The organism is Gilliamella sp. CG25 (assembly GCF_046635705.1).
In the GTDB taxonomy this organism is placed as follows: Bacteria; Pseudomonadota; Gammaproteobacteria; order Enterobacterales; family Orbaceae; genus Gilliamella; species Gilliamella apicola_I.
Genome location: NZ_JBIDFJ010000005.1, coordinates 64,501 through 85,550 on the forward strand (window position 1 = coordinate 64,501; position 21,050 = coordinate 85,550).

Sequence of the window (21,050 nt, forward strand, 5' to 3'; positions counted from 1 at the left end):
ATGCCACATATCAATATTATCAGCTGGCCGATTTCTGATGATGAAAAAGCTAAAAAATTACTCGAAGAAATAACAGTTGCGACGCATAAAATTTTAGGTTGCCCTATCGATAAAATCTCGATTAGCCTTCAAGAAGTTTCCCCTTCACGGTGGTCAGATGCAGGCGTGATAGGAACTGATCCTAACTTTCTAACCAAAAGCAGGGCTTATATAAGTAAGGACGCTGAGCATGATGCAAACAAAAAGTAATACAAATCAAGCTATAGCTGCATTTTTTGATGTGGATGAAACACTTATAACGATCAAAAGTATGTTTAATTTTTTTGAATATCTGTCTGAAGTAAAAAAACTTCATGATCTCAAAGTTCAATTTGATGACGCATTCAAACAAGCAAGAGCTAACAATCGACCAAGAGAAGAACTCAATTCCATGTACTACCAATTACTTTCGGGTATGAGCATGGATGAACTATTTTCAATCGGTAAGATTTGGTTTGAGCAAAATGTTGTCAACAAGAATGCCTTTATTCAAAAAACAGTTGATCGCTTACATCAACATCAAACTAGAGGCGAACGAACAGTATTTGTTTCTGGGTCAATGCTACCGCTTTTAAAACCGATTGCTGAATATTTAAAAGTAGATGACATTTTGTGTGTTAATCCGGTTGTTGACCAACAGCGAATTTTGACAGGTGAAATTACAGGGATACAAACTATTGGAGCGGGTAAAGCCACCGCAATCGAAAAATTTGCCTTAGAACAAGGAATCGATTTAAGCAGTAGCTACGGGTATGGAGATGATATTTCTGATTTAAATATGTTGTCTTGTGTCGGTCATTCTGTTTACGTCGGCGATCATCCTACGATGTTACAACTTGCCAAACAAAATAACTGGCAAGTTTTATGATTTAAAAAAAGCAATGTTAAAGATAATTAACATTTAGATTGGAGAAATTTTAATATGGAAGAAATTGTAATTGTAGCGGCCAAAAGAACCGCTATTGGAGCATTTCTTGGTAGTTTTGCTGACATACCAGCAACAGAATTAGGCGCAATGCTCATTAAAAATATGCTAAAAGAATCGAATATTCCTGCTAACGAAATCGATCAAGTCATTATGGGACAAGTTTTAACCGCTGGTTGTGGACAAAATCCAGCAAGACAAACAGCGATCAAAGCAGGTTTACCCGAAAAAGTAACGGGATTAACGGTGAATAAAGTCTGTGGTTCGGGTTTGGTGGCTATCAATTTAGCTGTTCAAGCAATTAGAAATGGCGATGCGCAAATGATCATCGCAGGAGGACAAGAAAGCATGTCAACCGCAGCGCATGCTGTTAAAGGAATTCGTAAAGGTAACCGTTTAGGGAATTCGGCATTAATTGACACACTCGTTAATGACGGATTAACCGATGCCTTTCATCAGTATCACATGGGAGTAACAGCTGAAAATGTTGCCGAAAGTCATCATATTACTCGTGAAGAACAAGATATTTTTGCACTGTCCTCACATCAGAAAGCCTTAAATGCAATACAGAATAATTGTTTTGCCAATGAAATCATTCCAATAACTTTAGCCACCAAAAAAGGTGAAGTCGTGATTGATAAAGATGAAGGACCGAGAGAAACAACGCTGGAGAAATTATCAACATTAAAACCTGTTTTCAAAAAGGAGGGAGTTGTCACAGCCGGTAATGCATCATCCCTTAATGATGGTGCAGCAGCGGTAATAGTATGCAGTAAACAAAAAGCAATATCTTTAGGATTAACACCTATGGTCACGATATCTGCTTTTGCCAATACAGGTATCAATCCTTCTGTTATGGGGCTGGGTCCGATTAGTGCCATCGAAGCTTGTTTGAAGAAAACAGGTATGTCTATTGATGATGTCGATCTGTTTGAGTGTAATGAAGCATTTGCTTCACAATCTTTAGCTGTCCAAAAAGTATTAGCGTTAACTAACGATAAACTTAATGTTAACGGTGGTGCAATTGCATTAGGACATCCGATTGGTGCATCAGGTTGTCGTGTCTTGGTTACACTTATACATCAACTAATATCACAGAATCTCAATGTCGGTATTGCTGCATTATGTGTCGGTGGAGGTGAAGGGGTGGCAATGAGTATTCATCGAAATTAAAGAGGAATTAGATTATGGAATCAGGCATGAAATCAATACAGAAACAAGAACAATCAACTACAAGTATTCTTGTTTCTGCCGTACTTATTGTGCTTTTGGTCGGTTCAGTTTATATCAGCCAACTCATTTTTCAGGAAATTTCAAAAAGTTTTAACATTGATATTTTAGATGCAAGAAGTATATTTAGCTTATCTTGTTTTTTCTACGCTATTTCCTTTTTTATTTATGGTCCATTATCAGATAAAGTATCAACAAGATTTTTAGTGGTATTTGGGAGTATTGGAACCATTATTTGTCTTGGTTTATCTGGTATCGTCGAATCATTCAGTCTCTATTTAATCATTATGTCATTAATCGGTTTTTTTGCAGCATCAGTTCCGGCTGCATTATTTGCCTATACGGCTAAGAATACACCTAATGAAAAATTGCCTCAAGCAATGGGAGTGATGATTTCCGCCTCTATTGTCGGTATTATTTTTAGCCGTAGTGTAGTAGCCATGATGACTGATTATTGGTCTTGGCAAATTGCCTTCTTTATTTATGCATTGTTAATTGTTTTTGCTTGTCTTTTTATTCCAATGGGTATAAAAAACACGAACAACAATACTTCCAACATGAGTATCGCAAGTACTTATCTCACCGCGGCTAAGTTATTGCTAAATAAAACGGTACTTATTTTTCTGTTTGTTGGTTTTCTTCTGTTTTTTGTTTACCTTGGATTATCATCATTATTAACCTTCTATTTAAAAGGCTCGCCTTTTTATCTTTCATCAACGGTATTAGGATGGTTAAACTTTGCAGGAATCAGCGCCGTCATTGGTACTATCATCACAGGCAAATTATCTCAATTTATGACTAAAGGTAGATTATTAATTATTTGCCTTGTATTTGTCAGCATATCAGTTATCACTATCGGATTTAGTACCAATTTATTTTTTATCGCCTTAGGTATTTTTTGTTTATTTCTTTTTGTGTTTGGACTGCAACCTATAGTCATTTCAATACTTAATCAAATTGTACCGATTAATTCAAGAGGCGCTATTTCTTCTTTATATCTTTTATCTTGTTTGGCTGGAGGAAGTATTGGTACTTACGTATTAGGTATTTTCTATGAGAACTTTAATTGGAATGGGGTAATGATTACCAGTATTAGTCTGACGATCATCAATATAGTGATAGCGCTATTCGGTCTCAAATTAACAAAATAATAGGAAAAAATAAAATGGAAACTATCATGGTAACGGGTGGAACTGGGTCAATTGGCAAAGGGATTGCAAAAGTTCTTCTAGAAAATCATTATAAGGTTATCCTTGTCGGAAGAAATTCAGATAAATTATCCGCTACGCATCAAGAATTAGAGTTGTTAACAAACAATAAGCATATTCTTACTCAGATCATCGATATTACTCAAGAAGATCAAGTTGCCGAAAAATTATCTTCTATTTGGGCAAACACGCCAATTGACGGATTAGTCAATGCTGCAGGTCTAGGGGAACCGATTGATTATTTTTTATCCACCAAAAATGATTGGGACGAATCTCTTCAAAGTAAACTTTGGGGCTCAATCAATATGACCAAACAGATCACAAAATTAATGGCAACCAATAAGCGTGAAGGAAAAGTTGTCATTATTAATGGAACATTTTGTTACGATCCCAACCCCGATTTCATTATAAATAGTACCGTCAATGCAGCCCTATCAGGCTTTACTAAAGCTGCTTCAAAGTATTTAGGAAAGCATGGAATTCGCATCAACGTCATTAATCCTTGGATTACCGAATCTGAATCTTGGTACAAAACCTCAACCAGACTCGCACAATCTTTCTCAACAACTGCGGAATCATTAAATGATAATTTCAGAAAAATGAATCCATTAAACAAATTTACTGATGTCAATGATATAGGCAATGCCATTGTATTTTTATTCAGTAAAAAAGCTGGTTATATCAACGGTGCTTCAATCAATCTTGATGGTGGAGCATCAATCGGTTATTAAAACAATTTTAAGGAGAATACCTATTATGAAAAAATTTTTACTATCTACCCTCATTTTTATCTTTTCCACTTTTTATGGAGCGATGAGTATGGCCGAATTAAAAACTGTTTCTAAGTCATTTAATGCTCCAACTGGGATTGCCTTTGACAGTTCTGGGGCGATGTATGTGACCAATTGGTCTGGTAATTCAGTGGTTAAAATAGATACTAAAGGCAACAAACAAACCGTTTATTCGAATATTTCCTCACCCGCTGGAATTGTCATAGATAAACAAGATAATATCTATGTATCTTCTTATAGTGATGATTATATTTTAAAAATTACCGCAAATGGAGAAGCTCAAAAAATTTCTGACGGTTATCATACTCCGACAGGCATTGCATTTTCAAATTCTGGAAATTTGCTTATTACCAATCGTTCGACGGGTGAAATCGTTTCACTCAATTTGAACAGTGGTCAGAAAGAAATTATCGTACGAGGATTATCTACTCCAGTTGGCGTCACACAACTTCCTGATAAAAGTTTAGTGGTTTCTCAATATAGCGGTCGTTTAACAATGATTGACCCGAATGGCAATAAAACTGAGTTAGGTAGTGGATTTACTCGACCAGGTGTTGGTATTGTCACTGTTTCGCCTAGTGTGGTTGCAGTAATTGATAATGGAGCCAATATGGTACGTCAGATTGATGTGAAAACTAAAAAATTAGATACATTAGTTTCATCGTTATCAGGTGCTGTAGCATTAGCTTTATACAATAATCATTATTATATAGGAACATGGGGAGATGGAGCGGTATATAGGTTTAATAATGATTAATTATGACGGACAAATTGGAGAACTTTTAAATGCATAAATTACCACAAAGAACGTTAGGCTCAGATATTAGTGTCAGTGCAATAGGTTATGGAGCTATGGGACTGAGTGAGTTCTATGGCCCTACTGATGATCAGCACTCAATTAGGTTGCTACATTCCGTTGTGGATAGTGGCATAACCTTGATTGATACAGCTGATATGTATGGTCGTGGGCAAAACGAATTACTCATTGGAACATTGCTAAAAGAATTAACTTCATCACAACGAGAACAATTATGTATTGCAACTAAATGTGGAATAGATAGAAACAATACTATTGGCTATGAAAGAAAAATAAATAATGCTCCTCAATACATAAAATCATGCTGTGAAGCATCTTTAAAACGATTAGGTATTGAACAAATCGACCTCTTTTATATTCATCGAATCAATCCCGAAAACCCCATTGAGGAAACAATGGAGACGATGGCAACATTAGTAAAAGAGGGAAAAATTAAGCATGTTGGTCTTTGTGAAGTACCTAAAGATTTATTAATCCGCGCACATTCAGTCTTTCCAGTCGATGTTGTTCAAACTGAATATTCACTTTGGACTCGGGATATTGAAGATAATCTATTACCGCTATTAAAAGAGTTAAATATTGGACTGGTTCCCTACTCTCCGCTTGGGCGTGGTTTTTTGACAGGAAAATATCAGTCAGGAAAAGATTTTGCAGACGGTGATTTTCGTAAAACTAACCCAAGATTTTTAGATGCGAACATAGAGCACAACAAACTCCTATTAAATGCACTAAAACCGATGACAATTAAATATGATTGTACAAGTGGTCAAATTGCTTTAGCGTGGTTGCTTGCGCAATGGGAAGGTGTTGTTCCTATTCCTGGTACAAAACAAGAAAAATATTTGTTCGAAAATGTTAATGCCTGTTTTGTTACGCTTGAAAAAGAAGATCTTACCATTCTCAATGATTTAAAAAATCGTATTGATATTAAAGGAGACCGCTATACACCAGAAGGTATGAAAGGTATCTTTTAAAAATACTCTGACTGAGCATTGAACAATGAGAGCCTAATGTTGCTTTATTGAAACAATCAATCAGCAATATAGGTAACAGGTGATACACAATTATTGCTTAAATATTATTTTTATACCGCATAGAGATAATAAAAATCATTAAAAAATAATCAGTTTGGAATATCCATAAACGCTATTTTATTTTGTTCATTATTAAAATTTTGATATTAGATATTAAATAAAAAAAAAGCCCGAATAATTAGGGCTTTTTATGTGATTTATTATAACGATTAAGTTCGTTTTCTATTTTTTCTTGCCTTTGTATTCATCATAATACTCTTGAGCCAGTTTACGCATCGATAAGCCAATTGCCGCATATTGATACTCATTTAAGTTAGCTAATGAGGCACGAGCTGAAGGATGTTGTACAGCAAACCCTTTACCCGGTAATAGCACCACACCCGCTTCATCAGCAATTCTAAATAGCAATTCAGAAGGATTTTTATTTTTAAGAATCCATTTGGCAAACTTATCATCATAAAGTTCACGACAAATGTGTTCAAGGTCGATTAGCGTATAATAATCAACACTGTTTCCATCTGTTTTATGTTTCAGACCCACATGCTGATATAGCGAAGCAGCACGACGACGTATTAATGTTTTCAACGTTGTTTTATAGCTCTCATCCGTGTCCATCATTTCACAAAGTGCAAATAATACCATTTGCACTTGTTGAGGTGTTGAAAGTCCTGCTGTATGGTTTAATGCAACTGCACGACTGTCAGCAACTAAACGATCAATAAATTTGAGATTTTCAGGATCGGTAACAATTGAGCTATAACGTTTATTTAAAACTTGTTTTGCTTTACTTGGCAATGATCGAATTGTTTTATCAATGACATTATCTTGTGCGGTTGCAATTACCCCTAAACGCCAACCGGTTGCCCCAAAATATTTAGAGAATGAGTAAACTAAAATGGTATTTTTAGGGCAAATAGCAAACAAAGATTGGAAATCATCGGCAAATGTACCGTACACATCATCCGTTAAAATAATGAGATCAGGACGTTTTTTAACAATATCAGCTATAATTTTTAAGCTTTTATCATCAATTTTTACGGATGGTGGATTGGAAGGGTTAACAAGGAAGAAAGCTTTAATAGCAGGATCTTCTAATTTGCGTAATTCAGATTCAGGATACTGCCAATTTAAATTAGGATCCGAATTAATTAATACTTCAACTAATTGATAATCATTTAAGGCTGGAATTTCAAGATAAGGGGTAAAAATTGGTGCACCAATTGCAATTTTATCGCCATTATGAATCAAACCATTTTCTTTCATCGAATTGAAAACATAAGCCATGGCGGCTGTACCACCTTCGGTTGCAAAAAGGTCGATATCATCGATATTTAGATAGCTTGCCCCCATTTGTCTTAACACATAGGATTTGACGACTTTTTCGCTGAACCGTAGCATTCGATCAGGAACAGGATAGTTACAACCTAAAATTCCTTCTACCATTTCTTGTAAAAATGCATTTTCATCAAGACCAAGTTGATCACGAATATACGAAAATGCTTTACCTAAGAATGGAACACCAGGGGTATTGTAATTTTGACGAATAAAATGCTCAAAGCGCCCTGTTAATCCATCTTTAATTGGAAAACCACCTACCCCTTCATTGAGATAAGAATAAGACATTTCGGATTCTTGAATCGCAAAAACACCAAGCTGGAAAAAAGCTTGACGCGGCCAAGTTGCTAAAAAATTAGGATTACCACGTCCTGCATTTAACATAGCATGATCAGGATGGCTTTGGGCAAGTTTAATTAAGTTATCTTTTAATTCAAAAGGACTTAAATTAGCATATTTTGCATAATCTGATTTGTTCTTCATAATCTTTTACCTTTAATTTGAGTTTTTGCTTAAACAAAAGCCACAACCAATGGACCTAATAAAGTTAGGAATACATTCGCCAGTGCGTAGGTAATAGCAAAAGAATTAGTCGGTGTTGAATTGCCTGCTTTATTTAGCACTTCACCAAAGGCTGGATTAGCACTTCGTGAACCCGCTAAAGCACCGGCAAATACGGCAGAGTTTTTATAACCAAGTACATATTTACCAAAATAAATCGCCAGTAACATCGGTAACAGAGTGACCACAACTCCGATTAAAAACAGTGATAAACCTTGTTCTTTAATGGTATCGATTGCTTGAAGACCAGAACTTAAACCCACGACAGCGACAAAGCCTGCTAAACCAAAATCTTTTAAAAGTTGCAAAGCGCCAGTTGGAATATTGCCTACGGTTTGATGGAAAGATCGATACCAACCAAATAAGAGACCAGAAAGTAATGCACCGCCACCTGCGCCTAGGGTAATTGGAATATCGCTAACCCGAATCACAACTAATCCAATAATCAGCCCAACGACAAGACCTAAACCATGAAATATCCAATCTGTTTTTTCGCTTTTGGTAATCGGTGCACCAATTCGATCTATAACACGTCGAAGATCACTATCCGCCCCATAAATGGTTATCACATCACCTAGTTTTAAAACAATATCATTGTTTAATGGAAGGCTTTGACCATCGCGATGAATCGCAACTAAATAGATACCATGTTTTAAACTGATTACTTCGTCAGATGAAAGTACTTGTGTTAAATTCTCTCCAACATAACGAGAATTACGCATTTCAACATCTTGAGTATTCATCACCACATCCATTCCTGATGCAGAATTAATTTCTGTACCCAAAAGATCATTCGCTTGAATCATGGCATCACGGTGACCAACAACTAAAATAATATCTTTAGCTTTAATCACTGTTTCAGGTGTTGCCTCAAGAATTTTATTGCCTCGTTTTATTCGTTCAATGCTAATGCCATTTACCGTTTTTTCAATATCAGAAACACTTTGATTGATCTTATTTGTCACCCGATACAAACGACCACTAATATCAGATAAAGCAAAATTTTGATTAGCACCTAATAACATCGAGCCATGAAGTTGTTCAGCCTGCGCCTTAATTGCATCATCGCTGATATCTCTACCCATGATTTTAGGTAAAATATTAACACAAACAATAATGGCACCAAGGGAACCAAAGATATAAGTTACAGCATAGCCAATGGTAACATTACCTTGTAAACGACTTAGCTCTTCTGCGCTTAAACCAAGCTGAGTTAACGCATCAGAAGCAGTACCCATAATAGCAGATTGTGTCAATCCCCCTGCGGCAAGACCGGCTGCCAACCCTTTATCTAAATCGAATATTTTTGCTAAAACAACGACAGTCACAAAACCTGCAACCGCAATGAAAAGTGCTAAAAAGATTTCTCGTAATGTTTTAATACCTAAAGATCGGAAAAACTGGGGGCCACTTTCAAACCCAACAGCATAAATAAATAGTGCGAAAAGTACCGCTTTAACGCCAGCATCAACAGTTACACCAAATACACTCAGTGCTACAGCGACAAGCAATGAACCGGCTACGCCACCCAGCTGAAATTTACCGATACGAATCCCACCAATTAAATAACCTAAACTCAATGAGAGAAATAATAATATTTCTGGTGAGTGTTTGAGTCCATCTAAAATCCAATTTGAAAGCCATTGAAACATAATCATTGTCCTCAAGTGCTAAAATGATGAATTAAGAATATATGAAAAGATATAAAAAGGAATTTGAAGAATATTCACTAATTTTTATGAATACATTAATATATTAAACTGCTATTTAAAGAATAGAAAGTTAATTTTAACAATTGATATCATCGTTAGAAAAATGGTAAAAATTTTTTTTTGTTCCTTTTTGAAAATAAGGAATTTTTACTGTAATAACTTATTTAAACTAATTAGAGAATACTTTAGAAGATTAGTGCGTTATCATTAAAAAATGATAACGCACTAAAATAGGTAATTATTAAGTACACAATAAAGTGAGCTTAATTTTTATCAATTTTGGACAAATTTATGTAGAGATTAAATTCCATTCCAAATTGATTTTATTTACTGGACTTTGAAAATATTTTGGCGAATTCTATAATCTAGATCATTGACCCAACGATTATAGTTACGATGAACTTCACCCTTCTTATTAATTAAATTTGGGCTGACTGATTTATATTGAATTTTATAGCCTTCTGAAGAGAAATTGATATTCATGGTAGCTTCATATTTTAGATTTAATAACGATGCACGAATATTGTTGTTATCAATTAAATCTAGTTTCCAAATACCATATCGAGTATCACGTTTTTTATTCACCGCTAAAATAGCATTTTTAACCTGCTCTTTACTCAAACCTTGCGATGATGACTCAACTGTTCTTGGTGCCTCATACTTATTGGCACAACCAAATAATAGACAGATAAAAAAAGTGGCTATTATCAACTTAAAAAACTTCATTTGTTTACTCCTTGAATAAAAGTGATTAATTTTTGATTTAACGTTTTTTACAAATTAACAACGTATGTCCATAACCTAAGCCATCAATATCTTTTTCAACATGAAACCCTGCTTCATTTAAACATTGATAAAATATTTTAGAATGGTAAAAACGACTATTGCCATTTGCTAAACAGGTGAAATATAAAGACGAGGCATTCAGACTTAATGCACCGGCCTCAAATGTCTGCCTATCCCAAAACAAATCCATAATGCAAACCGTTGCATCATCTTTCATACTGCGATGAATTAGTGTTAAAATGCGAGTAATTTGTTCACGACTAAAACAGTCAAGAAACTGACTCATCCACCAAACATCAGCTTGATTGGGTAAAATCTCATCTTTCAATAAATCAACTTCAAAGCCCTCAATCCGATCAGATAAACCAGCTTGTTGAATATTTTGCTTGGCAACATGAATTTGCTGCGGTAAATCCAAAAGCGTTATTCTAATATTCGGATTTTGTTTAGCACAAAAAAGTGCCCATTTACCGGTATTACCACCCACATCATAAATATGCTTTGGATTTAATTGTTCAATATGTGAAAAAGCGGCAGGAAAGGAATGATCAGAATAGAAATGGTCAAATTCAAACCAGCTTTTTTTGGCTTTTTCAGGTAACACTTGTAAGGCAGGATATATGGTTGACCAATCACCAAAAACTTTTAAACCTTCTGGTTTTCCCGATTCAAGAGCAGATTGAAGATAGCGCATGCTTTCATAACAAATATCTTGAGTAAAATTAAGATTAACTTTCGTCATTTTGTCATGCAATAAATAATGACCAATTTTTGCCAAAAAATAACGGGAATGCTGTTGATAAATGACATGCATACTTAAACCAATATCGAGTAATAATTGAATTGCATATTCAGATAAATCAATCTCTTTAATGATTTCATCAACCGTTATTCCGTCAGTACTTGCTCGGTCTATACTTGCTAATATTCCTTTATCTCTCATACAAAGGACAGCTTGAAATAAAATAGGCGAAAATGCGATTTTTTGTGCTTCCGTTATCGCCTCTAACGCAGAGTATTTATCTTCGTTATATCCATATCTAATGTTTTCTTGTCCAGTCAATCTATTGCCTTTTTGTTGATTTAATGTATTGTATTAGTAAATTATCCGTTAAAGGATATTTTTTTGTAATAATATTACAAAATAGTGTTAAGTAAAGAATTAAATAATTAAAATGCTAAAAAATTGAAATAAAAATGAATTTTTCTTTTACCATTGAAAATTGGTTTGCTTTATCTTCTGGTCTCTCAACAAAATCTGACTGGGAATTATGGTCAACATCTTTTAATCATAATTGGGATATGCCCTTACCAAAAACGAAAAAAATACCGATGATGCAAGCCCGTCGAATGAGTATGGGCTCTCGATTAGCTGTGGATGTTGGACTTGAACTGATTGACAATCATCATTTGGATTTAGCGATTTTCACCAGCCAACATGGTGAATTGGAAAGAACCCATAAAATCCTAACTTCGATGAATCAAAATCATGATATTTCACCGACCGATTTCGCACTTTCTGTGCATAATACGGCATCGGGATTAGTCACTATCATCAGTAATAGAAGTATACCTATTAGCTCAATTTCTGCACACAATGACAGCTTTCAACAGGGGTTAATTGAAGCATTTTCAATCTTACATCATGGTAACAAAAAGGTCTTGCTTGTCGATTTTGATGGTTTTGTTCCAGAAACCTATCAAAAACAGATTAATTATCATGTTCCTGCTTATGCCGTTGGCTATATATTAACAAGCGGTGATCAATTAAGTTGTCAAAGCATCGATAAATCATCACAGGTCTACCAACCTATTTATCCTCAATCAATCGCTTTTTTACACGCTTATTTGTGTAAACAAAAACATTTTATTATTCAAGGAAATTCTCAAGATTGGCAATGGACATTAAATCAGTAACCTCAAAAAAAATCTATACTTTAAATCAATGTTGGCGATTATTCGCAATAGCATTTGGTTTCCTATTGTTTGGCGTTTTTGGTTTTGTTGTCTTATCAATTTTTTGGTTTAGTTTATTAAGACTAGCCATTTGGAATAAAAACGACCGAATAACAGTTGCTCAGTATAGTATAAGTATTTGCTTTAAAATTTTTATCGGCATTATAAAATCATTAGGGATTATTCAATATCAATTTGATGGACTAGAAAAACTGAAACAAGATAAAAATTGTCTGATTGTGGCTAACCACCCTTCTTTGCTTGATGTGGTACTGTTAGTTTCTGTTATGCCACGTTGCGATTGTTTAGTCAAAGGCGCATTATTAAATAACGTTTTTATTAGTCGTATTATCAAAACAGCCGGATATATATTAAATGCGGAATCGGAAAAGATATTACCACAATGCCAACAAATATTATCCAATAATGGGCGAATACTCATATTCCCAGAAGGAACTCGAACCGTTCCAGATCAACCGATGAAATTACAACGAGGTGCAGCAAATATTGCATTACGTTGCCATGCCGATATTCGGCTTATTCATATTCAATGCGATCCTCCTTTTTTGATAAAACAACAAAAATGGTATGACATCCCTATCAAAAAAACATCATTCAACGTTACGGTTGGTGAAAAAATTTCGATTGATGATTTTGTCGAGCCAAATACAACCGTCGCAGCAAGAAAATTAACACGATATTTAACCTCTGTCCTGATTCAGGCTGAGAATATTTAAGTTAGAGCAAAGATAAAGGTACTTTAATGGAACAACTACACAATGAAATTAAAACGTTAATAATTAATGTATTAAATTTAGAAGACATCACGCCTGAGGATATAGATACTGAAGCCCCCCTATTTGGTGAAGGCTTAGGCTTAGACTCTATTGATGCGTTAGAACTTGGTTTAGCAATCAAAAACCAATTTGGTATTGTATTATCCGCTGAAAGTGATGATACCAAAAAAATGTTTTATTCTGTTAAAACATTAGCTGATTTCATCGTGTCTCAACAACAAGGAGCCTAAATATATGGACAAGCAACAAATTTTTGAACAAGTTCAATCTGCACTTGTACAACTTTTCGAATTATCGCCAGACGATATTAAACCCGAATCAAAACTTTTTGAAGAGTTAGATCTTGATAGTATTGATGCTGTTGATTTAGTCGTTCATCTACAAAAAAAGATTGGTAAAAAAGTTGATCCTGAGACATTCAAATCGGTAAGAACAGTCCAAGATGTTGTTGAAGCAGTAAACAAACTAGTTAATAATCAATAATAAAATAATAATATGAACAAAGTTAAGTCAATAATAAACAAGATAACCAATATTTTATTTGTCTTTTATCCATTTATTATTTACTTATCACTACACTACCAACATGTTGAATTAGCTATTTTTTATTTGATATTTTTATTTGTTTTTAGGTTAATCACATTACCAAAACTATTTTCAAATATTAAATGGCTAAGCATAGTTGTAACATGTTTTGGGTTATTGTTGACCGTAATTAGCTGGCTATTTTCAAAATATCAACTCCTACTGTTTTATCCGGTAGCCGTTAATTTGATATTTTTTATTGTATTTAGTTACTCATTAACTCAACCACAAACAATAATTGAAAAATTTGCCAGAATGAACAATCCACAATTACCCGATCAGGCTATACGTTATAAACGTAATGTGACTATTTTTTGGAGTCTATTTTTTATTTTTAATGGCTCTGTCGCCTTAATAACATGCTTACTTGAAAACATGTATTGGTGGACAATTTATAATGGCTTAATTAGCTACCTTTTAATCGGAATTTGTATGGGAATGGAATGGCTAATCCGTCAAAAATTTCAACGTTAAATCTATTATCACAGCAGTTACTGCGATCAGAACAAGAAGTTATCGCATTTAGACACAAACAACCTTTAACCGTTGCGGATCTTAAAACCAAAGTATTCGAAATTTGCCATGCATTAAAATACGATAATAACCAATTATGGGCATTATCAATGCATGATAGTTTTAATTTCGTAGCGGGATTATTGGCATTATTTTATTCAGGAAAACAGCCTCTACTCCTTAATCCATCTCATCAAGAGATGCGCCAATACTACACCGCTCTTTTAACCGATAACGAGCTAAATAGCAGTCAATTTATCGATAAGAAGATGATCAATATTAATCAATTACCATTAGCAAATTTTTGCAATGAAAAACAACAATTAACTTATGATTTTAAACAACAGACATTAACGCTCTTTACCTCTGGCTCAACGGGTCTGCCAAAACCAATTGGAAAATCGGTTTATCAGTTACAACATGAAATTGAAATACTTAATAAGGATTGGGGAAAAACAACTTCTGATCTTGTCATTGCATCTGTGTCACATGAACACATGTATGGATTAACGTTTAAAATCATGTTATCACTGTGCTGTAAAATACCTTTTGTTTGTGAACCCGTGCTTTATCAAGAACATTTGGCAACATTCAAGCATAAACGTATTATTTACATCACAACCCCATCGATTATTAAAACGTTAGATAATCATTTACCCGTGATAAATTGTGATAAAGTGATTTCATCAGCAGGTAAATTAAGTTATCAAGAATCACAATTTTGTTTCGAAAATTTAGGCGTTTTACCAAATGAAATCTATGGTTCAAGTGAAACCGGTATTATCGCTACTCGACAACAAACCCAGCCTGATACGCCATGGACGCTTTTTTCTTCTATGCGAATTGAGTATGATCAACGTTGGCAACAAGCCATTTTATACACGCCATTATTAGATCAACCTGAAGTTCTGAATGATAAAATTAAAATAGTCAGTAATAAGTACTTTCATCTATCGGGACGGAAAGACAAAATAATTAAGATCTCTGAAAATCGAGTTTCACTTACCCATATAGAAAATAAAATTAATCAACTTAACGAAGTTGAACAGGTAATAATTATTCCATTAGAACAAAATAATCGAACAATACTTGGTGCCGTTATTCAATTAACGCCAAGCCATAAAAAACTTTTGCAAACCTACAATCATTTAAAATTAACACAATATTTTCGACTTTTATTAAAAGATACATTATCATTAATTGAAATGCCCAAAAGATGGCGATTTGTTGAGTTTCTTCCTAAGAATTCTCAAGGAAAATCCAGTTACATTGAATTAAAAGCATTGTTTAATGCGTTAAAGAAGAATAATGAATAAAAAATATGTAAATGAAATAATAACCAATGTTAGCGAAATAGATCATTTGACTAAAACTGAAGCAAGCATTGAATTTACTGTTCCAGATGATCTTTTCTGGTTTAAAGGACACTTTCCGTCTCAACCATTATTACCGGGCGTTGTTCAACTAAACTGGGCGATTTATTATGCTAATCAAATCTTTGGTAGAAAATTTAATCTAATATCAATCGATCTTGTCAAATTTCAATGCCCTGTTTTGCCTAATGATCCTATTATTTTAAATTTAGTTTGGCATAAACAATCCAATAAACTTGAATTTAAATATACTATTACCAACAATGATAGTCATAAAGTTGCGAGTTCAGGAAAGCTAACCTTATGTCAGTAGCGTCATTACATCCAGCAACAGATTATTGCTTTGTTATTCCTTGTTATAATCATAGCCAAACGCTATCAGACGTACTTAAACGCATTGAATCTTATCAATTAACTTGTATTTTAGTCGATGATGGTAGCGACCCCGATGCAGCGCAGCAACTTAAACAAATCACGAGCCAATTTACTTGGGTAACCTTAATTCATTTACCGATTAATCAAGGTAAAGGAGCGGCGGTGATGGCTGGGTTCAATTATGCTTTAAATCAAGGCTATACCTATGCGATACAAATCGATGCAGACGGACAACATGATACCGACATTATTGCCGAATTGATTCATCAGTCACAATCAAATCCGTATGCACTTATCTCGGGTTGCCCTGTTTATGATAGCTCTGTTCCTAAACATCGGCTCATTGCCCGATATATTACTCATTTTTGGGTCTGGGTTGAAACCTTATCATTTTCAATTAAAGATAGCATGTGCGGATTACGTATCTATCCTTTGCAACAAACATGTAATTTAATTGCGCATTATCAAATTGGCAAAAGAATGGATTTTGATACAGATATTATGGTGAGGTTGTACTGGCAAGGTATGCCAACAATTTTTGTTCCTACTCAAGTCACTTATCCTAAAGATGGCATTTCACACTTTAAACCATTAAAAGATAATTTACTCATCACATGGATGCATACCCGATTATTTTTTGGTATGTTGCCACGTATCCCAACATTAATTAAACGAAACACATCCAAAAAGGCTTCACCGTCACATTGGTCACAGATAGAAGAAAGAAAAGGTCTTTGGGGAATCAAATTGATCCTCAAACTTTACCAAATTTTTGGTAAAAAAGTGGCAAAAACGATCATGTTTCCGGTTATAAGTTATTTTTGGTTAACCGGAAAAAAACAACGTCAAGCATCAAAAAACTATTTGCAACAAGTTAAACAATTTTATGAAAATGTCCCGTTAGTTGATAAAAAACAACTGACTTCTTTTCGGCATTTTCAGCGTTTTGGCGATTCACTCTTAGATAAATTAGCCAGCTGGCAAGGGGATATTAACATTCAAGATATTTATTCATCCAGCAAACAAATATTTTTCGATTTAATAAATAAAAAACAAGGCATAGTATTAATCTGCTCACATCTCGGTGACATAGAAATGTGCCGAGCCATTGCAGAGTATTCACATGATGTAAAAATTAATGCATTTGTGTTTAAAAAAAATGCCGCACGATTTAACCAAGTATTAAAAGAAGTCAATCAAGCCTCAACCTTTAATTTAATTGAAGTTGATAGCTTAGGGCCAGATACAGCAATCTTACTTAAACAAAAGCTTGAAGCCGGTGAATGGGTCGCTATTGTGGGTGATAGAACATCAAGCAATCCTCACCAAAGAATTCAAGAAAACAGCGTAATCTGGGCTGATTTTTTGGGTAAACCAGCGCCATTTCCTAAAGGTAGTTTTGTTTTGGCATCAGCTTTAGGTTACCCTGTCTATTTAGTTTGGGGGCTGAAACCCAATGGGCGTTATCAAGTCTATTTAGAGCATTTTGCTGATAAACTGATTACATCAAGAAAAAATCGCCAAGCTGAACTTGAAATGATCATTCAAAATTATGCAAAAAGATTAGAATATTACTGTCTTTTATCCCCTTTAGACTGGTTTAATTTCTTTGATTTTTGGCAATTCAGTCAACCCGATCCCAATAAATTAAATATAAGAAATAAAAGTAATGAAAAATGATTTGAAACACAGCGTAACAATTGAATATACCACTTCATTCCATGATACAGATGCAATGGGAGTGGTATGGCATGGTAATTATCTAAAATTTTTTGAAAAAGCAAGAGAAGCCCTATTCCAAAAATTTAATTACGGTTATCAAGAAATGATCGACTCTGGCTATTTGTGGCCGATTGTTGATACGCGAATAAAATACATATCGCCGACGATAGCAGAACAAACATTAAAAATTGTTGCTACCTTGGTAGAATACGAACATCGGATAAAAATTAATTATCTCATTTTAGATGCTAAAACCGAAAAAAAAATGACATCGGGCTATACCATACAAGTTGCCGTCTCTGCTTCAACACAAGAAATGAGCTTTATCACCCCTCAAATTTTCTTAAATCAATTTGGATTATAAAAATGAATAAATTTATTGCGCTCCTATTGACTACCCTTGCAATATTTTTTTCAAGCCTAACTTACGCTATCACACTTGATGAACTGCAACACCAATTCAGTAAAAATGAAGTGATTCGAGCGAATTTTACGCAAAATCGTTATATAAATGGATTATCCAATCCGCTTCATTCAACCGGAAAGATGATTTTATCCCAAAAATGGGGATTATGGTGGCAACAACAAACGCCTTTTACGATGACTTTGAAAATGAATAATCAAAGAATGGAGCAACGCATCGATGATCAAACGCCTCAAATTATTACCGCTGAAAATCAACCTCAATTATTCGAATTTAACCATCTGCTAACAGCTATTTTCACTGCTGATAAACAAAAGTTAGAAAATAACTTCATGATAAATTTGTCAGAACAAGAGCATCAATGGACACTTATCCTTACCCCCAAACTTGCGCCATTGAACAAAATATTTAAAGAGATAATTCTGACTGGTCATAAACATTTAAATACGATAACACTCAATGATATGCAACATGATAAAACAGTGATCACTTTTTCAAAACATCAAACGGCTAATTTGACAGAACATGAACTATCATTATTCAAATAATTCAATGAAATCAAAAAAACGAGCTTTTTGGTGGCTGTTAGTCGTTATGGGTTTGATGCTTGCGCTCGGTTATCTTATTTTGAATAGCAAACTTAACAGTAGTGTCTTATCACTGTTACCGAAAGAACAAACTCACGATGTGCCGACAGAACTTATTAATGGATTTCAAGACAGGCTTGATAAACAACTGGTTTGGTTAATCAAACCGACAGATCCCCATAATTTAGCCCCCATAACATGGTGGTACCAAAATCTAAAACAACAGTCTTTCATCGCTCAAGTTAATGGGCTAATTGATGAAAATTTTCAGCAAAATTGGGGGACTTTTACTTATCAATATCGTTATCAATTATTGGATGCAAAAACCATTGAACGACTTAAAACTGGCACTCAATTTAGTTGGATTCAAAGCCAACTTTATTCGCCATTTAGTGGTGTTAGTGCAGCTGAACTTAACCACGATCCCTTATTACTTACCCGTTCATCTCAACTAAATCAACTAAGTGACACGCATCATTTAACAATAAAAAATAATTGGCTAGCAGCCCAAGATGCACAAGGTGATATCTGGTATATGATTTATGCTGAATTAAACGGTTCATCGTTTAATATGAACGCTTCACATCAAATGGTGACACAACTTAATTTGTTAGCTGAACAGTTAAAAACAAAGTGGCCTGATACTCAAATTTTAAAACGGGGCGTACTGTTCTATAGTGATCACGCAAGTACTGAGGCAAAAGCAGATATTACCACGATTGGCAGTTTATCCATTATTGGCATTATTATATTAATGATTACGGTATTCCGCTCTGTCAGACCTGTTTTTCTTTCATTGTTATCAATTTTTATTGGTATGATTTGTGGATTAGTTGCGGTTCTCTCAATATTTGGTGAAATTCATATTATGACACTTGTCATGAGTACCAGTATCATCGGCATCACAATTGATTATTCATTGCACTATCTAACCGAACGTTTGCTTCATGGCAATCGTGAATCAGCAATGAGCAGTTTGAAAAAATTAATTTCTACATTGTTCATTGCATTATGCACCAGCTTTATAGCCTATCTAATTTTATTAATTGCCCCATTTCCTGGTTTAAAACAACTTTCTGTTTTTGCTGTATTTGGTTTAACTGGTGCATTTTTAACAGTCGTATGTTGGTATCCTTTTTTAGTTAAAAAATTACCTGTTCGTGAACAAGTTGGTCAACATTTATTAACTTTTTGGCTTCAGCTTTGGCAATCGAGCGTGATGCAATGGGGCATGGTGATCTTTGCATTAATCTTTATTGCTTATGGATTAATACATTTAAAAGTTGATGATGATATTAGTAAATTACAAACTTTGCCAGCCGAACTACAACAACAGGAAAAACAGATAGTCAGTATTACACACCAATCAAACGAACAAAAGTGGTTTATTGTTTTTGGCGATAATGCTCAGCAAACATTACAGCGGCTTGAAAATTTTATCCCACAATTAGAACATGCAAAACAACAAGGCGTATTTGCACAATATCAAATAATTAATTTACCTTCTATTAAAAAACAGCAAAAAAATGTTGCGCTGATTCAGCAATATGCCCCTGAAATCCTAGCTTCATTGCAACAATTAGGTATTAATGCAAATCCACCAAACATTGTGCAACCTATTGATGTTATCACTCCCGAACAATGGCAACAAAGTGTAATTAGTCAAGGTAGAAAGTTACTCTGGTTATCATTGAAAGATGGGAAAAGTGCAACATTAATTCCCATTAGTGGGATTGAGCAATTAACTGAACTTAAAGCGTTATCCAAACCAGATCAAGGTATTCATTGGTTAGATCGCCGTTCAGAATTTAATACCATGTTTACCCATTATCGAATCCATTTATCACAATTAATGGTTGGAGCCGTATTAATTATTTGTTTGTGCTTTATTTTTTATAATATCAAACAAGGTTTAAAATTTGCGTTAAAAAGCACATTACCTACACTGTTATCAATTGGTATCGCGCTATCGGTACATGGTATAATAGGGCAAACAATAAATTTATTCTCAATGTTAGCACTGATTCTTGTCATTGGCATCGGTATCGACTATAGTCTATTTTTAAGTAATGATAAAAGCCAAACTCAAAGTGCACTATTGGCAGTGATTTTGGCTGCCTTAACAACATTATTATCGTTTGGTCTACTCATTATTAGCCATACTAGTGCAATTATGGGATTTGGTTTAGTTTTAACAAGTGGCATATTTGGCGCTTTTTTATTTGCTCCACTTGTTATAAGAAATAAAACATAAAACACAAATAAATAGAAATATCAGGA

At 34.3% G+C, this 21,050-nt stretch carries 22 protein-coding genes; 18 read left to right on the forward strand and 4 right to left on the reverse strand.

Annotated features, from left to right (window positions below; genetic code table 11):
* The 7 genes from ACGH6P_RS05455 to ACGH6P_RS05485 are packed head-to-tail and all read left to right on the forward strand — an operon-like array spanning position 1 to position 5,984.
* The gene (locus ACGH6P_RS05455) at positions 1 to 249 is read left to right on the forward strand and encodes a tautomerase family protein (RefSeq protein WP_267351611.1); all 249 of its coding nucleotides are present in this window, start codon (positions 1 to 3) and stop codon (positions 247 to 249) included.
* Complete coding sequence (locus ACGH6P_RS05460; RefSeq protein ID WP_267377989.1) at positions 230 to 907, forward strand: HAD family hydrolase; 678 nt, start codon at positions 230 to 232, stop codon at positions 905 to 907. The genes ACGH6P_RS05455 and ACGH6P_RS05460 overlap by 20 nt, the downstream gene beginning before the upstream one ends.
* Before the next feature lie 54 nt (positions 908 to 961).
* Positions 962 to 2,137, forward strand: coding sequence for an acetyl-CoA C-acetyltransferase (locus ACGH6P_RS05465; protein ID WP_267377987.1), 1,176 nt, complete (start codon positions 962 to 964; stop codon positions 2,135 to 2,137).
* Positions 2,138 to 2,163: 26 nt separating this feature from the next.
* On the forward strand, positions 2,164 to 3,345 hold the full coding sequence (locus tag ACGH6P_RS05470; RefSeq protein ID WP_267377985.1) for an MFS transporter: 1,182 nt from the start codon (positions 2,164 to 2,166) through the stop codon (positions 3,343 to 3,345).
* Positions 3,346 to 3,359: 14 nt separating this feature from the next.
* The gene (locus ACGH6P_RS05475) at positions 3,360 to 4,133 is read left to right on the forward strand and encodes an SDR family NAD(P)-dependent oxidoreductase (protein ID WP_411596915.1); all 774 of its coding nucleotides are present in this window, start codon (positions 3,360 to 3,362) and stop codon (positions 4,131 to 4,133) included.
* Between the two features lie 25 nt (positions 4,134 to 4,158).
* A complete protein-coding gene (locus ACGH6P_RS05480; RefSeq protein WP_411596916.1) occupies positions 4,159 to 4,950 on the forward strand; it encodes a serine/threonine protein kinase in 792 nt (263 codons plus the stop codon).
* Between the two features lie 29 nt (positions 4,951 to 4,979).
* On the forward strand, positions 4,980 to 5,984 hold the full coding sequence (locus ACGH6P_RS05485; RefSeq protein WP_267351620.1) for an aldo/keto reductase: 1,005 nt from the start codon (positions 4,980 to 4,982) through the stop codon (positions 5,982 to 5,984).
* 282 nt (positions 5,985 to 6,266) lie between these two features.
* Here the strand turns inward: ACGH6P_RS05485 and ACGH6P_RS05490 are convergent, their stop codons facing one another.
* The 4 genes from ACGH6P_RS05490 to ACGH6P_RS05505 form a co-directional block, all read right to left on the reverse strand.
* Positions 6,267 to 7,862: a bifunctional aspartate transaminase/aspartate 4-decarboxylase gene (locus tag ACGH6P_RS05490; protein WP_220216647.1), complete on the reverse strand. Its 1,596-nt coding sequence runs from the start codon at positions 7,860 to 7,862 to the stop codon at positions 6,267 to 6,269.
* 29 nt (positions 7,863 to 7,891) lie between these two features.
* On the reverse strand, positions 7,892 to 9,592 hold the full coding sequence (gene aspT, locus ACGH6P_RS05495) for an aspartate-alanine antiporter (protein ID WP_411596917.1): 1,701 nt from the start codon (positions 9,590 to 9,592) through the stop codon (positions 7,892 to 7,894).
* Positions 9,593 to 9,979: 387 nt separating this feature from the next.
* Positions 9,980 to 10,378: a hypothetical protein gene (locus ACGH6P_RS05500; protein WP_267351626.1), complete on the reverse strand. Its 399-nt coding sequence runs from the start codon at positions 10,376 to 10,378 to the stop codon at positions 9,980 to 9,982.
* Positions 10,379 to 10,415: 37 nt separating this feature from the next.
* Positions 10,416 to 11,483: a class I SAM-dependent methyltransferase gene (locus tag ACGH6P_RS05505; RefSeq protein WP_411596971.1), complete on the reverse strand. Its 1,068-nt coding sequence runs from the start codon at positions 11,481 to 11,483 to the stop codon at positions 10,416 to 10,418.
* Between the two features lie 152 nt (positions 11,484 to 11,635).
* Here ACGH6P_RS05505 and ACGH6P_RS05510 point away from each other — a divergent pair, with 152 nt between their 5' ends.
* The 11 genes from ACGH6P_RS05510 to ACGH6P_RS05560 all read left to right on the forward strand — a co-directional run bounded on the left by ACGH6P_RS05510 (position 11,636) and on the right by ACGH6P_RS05560 (position 21,024).
* Positions 11,636 to 12,355, forward strand: a complete 720-nt coding sequence (locus tag ACGH6P_RS05510) for a beta-ketoacyl synthase chain length factor (protein WP_267351630.1) — start codon at positions 11,636 to 11,638, stop codon at positions 12,353 to 12,355.
* Complete coding sequence (locus ACGH6P_RS05515) at positions 12,337 to 13,131, forward strand: lysophospholipid acyltransferase family protein (RefSeq protein WP_411596918.1); 795 nt, start codon at positions 12,337 to 12,339, stop codon at positions 13,129 to 13,131. Before ACGH6P_RS05510 ends, ACGH6P_RS05515 begins: the two co-directional genes overlap by 19 nt.
* A gap of 26 nt (positions 13,132 to 13,157) precedes the next feature.
* Complete coding sequence (locus ACGH6P_RS05520; RefSeq protein WP_065559113.1) at positions 13,158 to 13,421, forward strand: phosphopantetheine-binding protein; 264 nt, start codon at positions 13,158 to 13,160, stop codon at positions 13,419 to 13,421.
* Between the two features lie 4 nt (positions 13,422 to 13,425).
* Positions 13,426 to 13,674 carry an acyl carrier protein gene (locus ACGH6P_RS05525; RefSeq protein WP_267351635.1) on the forward strand — a complete coding sequence of 83 codons (249 nt, stop codon included), beginning with the start codon at positions 13,426 to 13,428 and terminating at the stop codon, positions 13,672 to 13,674.
* A 222-nt stretch (positions 13,675 to 13,896) separates the two neighbouring features.
* Positions 13,897 to 14,250, forward strand: a complete 354-nt coding sequence (locus ACGH6P_RS05530; RefSeq protein ID WP_267351637.1) for a hypothetical protein — start codon at positions 13,897 to 13,899, stop codon at positions 14,248 to 14,250.
* Complete coding sequence (locus ACGH6P_RS05535) at positions 14,220 to 15,605, forward strand: AMP-binding protein (RefSeq protein WP_411596919.1); 1,386 nt, start codon at positions 14,220 to 14,222, stop codon at positions 15,603 to 15,605. The genes ACGH6P_RS05530 and ACGH6P_RS05535 overlap by 31 nt, the downstream gene beginning before the upstream one ends.
* Complete coding sequence (locus ACGH6P_RS05540) at positions 15,598 to 15,975, forward strand: 3-hydroxyacyl-ACP dehydratase FabZ family protein (RefSeq protein ID WP_267377968.1); 378 nt, start codon at positions 15,598 to 15,600, stop codon at positions 15,973 to 15,975. The genes ACGH6P_RS05535 and ACGH6P_RS05540 overlap by 8 nt, the downstream gene beginning before the upstream one ends.
* Positions 15,966 to 17,717, forward strand: coding sequence for a glycosyltransferase family 2 protein (locus ACGH6P_RS05545; protein WP_411596920.1), 1,752 nt, complete (start codon positions 15,966 to 15,968; stop codon positions 17,715 to 17,717). The genes ACGH6P_RS05540 and ACGH6P_RS05545 overlap by 10 nt, the downstream gene beginning before the upstream one ends.
* The gene (locus tag ACGH6P_RS05550; protein WP_065559108.1) at positions 17,707 to 18,123 is read left to right on the forward strand and encodes an acyl-CoA thioesterase; all 417 of its coding nucleotides are present in this window, start codon (positions 17,707 to 17,709) and stop codon (positions 18,121 to 18,123) included. The genes ACGH6P_RS05545 and ACGH6P_RS05550 overlap by 11 nt, the downstream gene beginning before the upstream one ends.
* A gap of 2 nt (positions 18,124 to 18,125) precedes the next feature.
* The gene (locus ACGH6P_RS05555) at positions 18,126 to 18,731 is read left to right on the forward strand and encodes an outer membrane lipoprotein carrier protein LolA (RefSeq protein WP_267351646.1); all 606 of its coding nucleotides are present in this window, start codon (positions 18,126 to 18,128) and stop codon (positions 18,729 to 18,731) included.
* A gap of 4 nt (positions 18,732 to 18,735) precedes the next feature.
* Entirely contained in the window at positions 18,736 to 21,024 is a 2,289-nt protein-coding gene (locus ACGH6P_RS05560) for an MMPL family transporter (RefSeq protein ID WP_267351648.1), read from the forward strand.
* The last annotated feature ends 26 nt before the right edge of the window (positions 21,025 to 21,050 follow it).

Coding starts and splice junctions, on each gene's coding strand:
- ACGH6P_RS05520 (WP_065559113.1), top strand. CDS start 13,158: ATGGAACAACTACACAATGAAATTAAAACGTTAATAATTAATGTATTA.
- ACGH6P_RS05515 (WP_411596918.1), top strand. CDS start 12,337: ATGGACATTAAATCAGTAACCTCAAAAAAAATCTATACTTTAAATCAA.
- ACGH6P_RS05550 (WP_065559108.1), top strand. CDS start 17,707: ATGAAAAATGATTTGAAACACAGCGTAACAATTGAATATACCACTTCA.
- ACGH6P_RS05470 (WP_267377985.1), top strand. CDS start 2,164: ATGAAATCAATACAGAAACAAGAACAATCAACTACAAGTATTCTTGTT.
- ACGH6P_RS05540 (WP_267377968.1), top strand. CDS start 15,598: ATGAATAAAAAATATGTAAATGAAATAATAACCAATGTTAGCGAAATA.
- ACGH6P_RS05500 (WP_267351626.1), bottom strand. CDS start 10,378: ATGAAGTTTTTTAAGTTGATAATAGCCACTTTTTTTATCTGTCTATTA.
- ACGH6P_RS05480 (WP_411596916.1), top strand. CDS start 4,159: ATGAAAAAATTTTTACTATCTACCCTCATTTTTATCTTTTCCACTTTT.
- ACGH6P_RS05485 (WP_267351620.1), top strand. CDS start 4,980: ATGCATAAATTACCACAAAGAACGTTAGGCTCAGATATTAGTGTCAGT.
- ACGH6P_RS05455 (WP_267351611.1), top strand. CDS start 1: ATGCCACATATCAATATTATCAGCTGGCCGATTTCTGATGATGAAAAA.
- ACGH6P_RS05510 (WP_267351630.1), top strand. CDS start 11,636: ATGAATTTTTCTTTTACCATTGAAAATTGGTTTGCTTTATCTTCTGGT.
- ACGH6P_RS05525 (WP_267351635.1), top strand. CDS start 13,426: ATGGACAAGCAACAAATTTTTGAACAAGTTCAATCTGCACTTGTACAA.
- ACGH6P_RS05555 (WP_267351646.1), top strand. CDS start 18,126: ATGAATAAATTTATTGCGCTCCTATTGACTACCCTTGCAATATTTTTT.
- ACGH6P_RS05545 (WP_411596920.1), top strand. CDS start 15,966: ATGTCAGTAGCGTCATTACATCCAGCAACAGATTATTGCTTTGTTATT.
- aspT (WP_411596917.1), bottom strand. CDS start 9,592: ATGTTTCAATGGCTTTCAAATTGGATTTTAGATGGACTCAAACACTCA.
- ACGH6P_RS05490 (WP_220216647.1), bottom strand. CDS start 7,862: ATGAAGAACAAATCAGATTATGCAAAATATGCTAATTTAAGTCCTTTT.
- ACGH6P_RS05460 (WP_267377989.1), top strand. CDS start 230: ATGATGCAAACAAAAAGTAATACAAATCAAGCTATAGCTGCATTTTTT.
- ACGH6P_RS05465 (WP_267377987.1), top strand. CDS start 962: ATGGAAGAAATTGTAATTGTAGCGGCCAAAAGAACCGCTATTGGAGCA.
- ACGH6P_RS05475 (WP_411596915.1), top strand. CDS start 3,360: ATGGAAACTATCATGGTAACGGGTGGAACTGGGTCAATTGGCAAAGGG.
- ACGH6P_RS05535 (WP_411596919.1), top strand. CDS start 14,220: ATGGCTAATCCGTCAAAAATTTCAACGTTAAATCTATTATCACAGCAG.
- ACGH6P_RS05560 (WP_267351648.1), top strand. CDS start 18,736: ATGAAATCAAAAAAACGAGCTTTTTGGTGGCTGTTAGTCGTTATGGGT.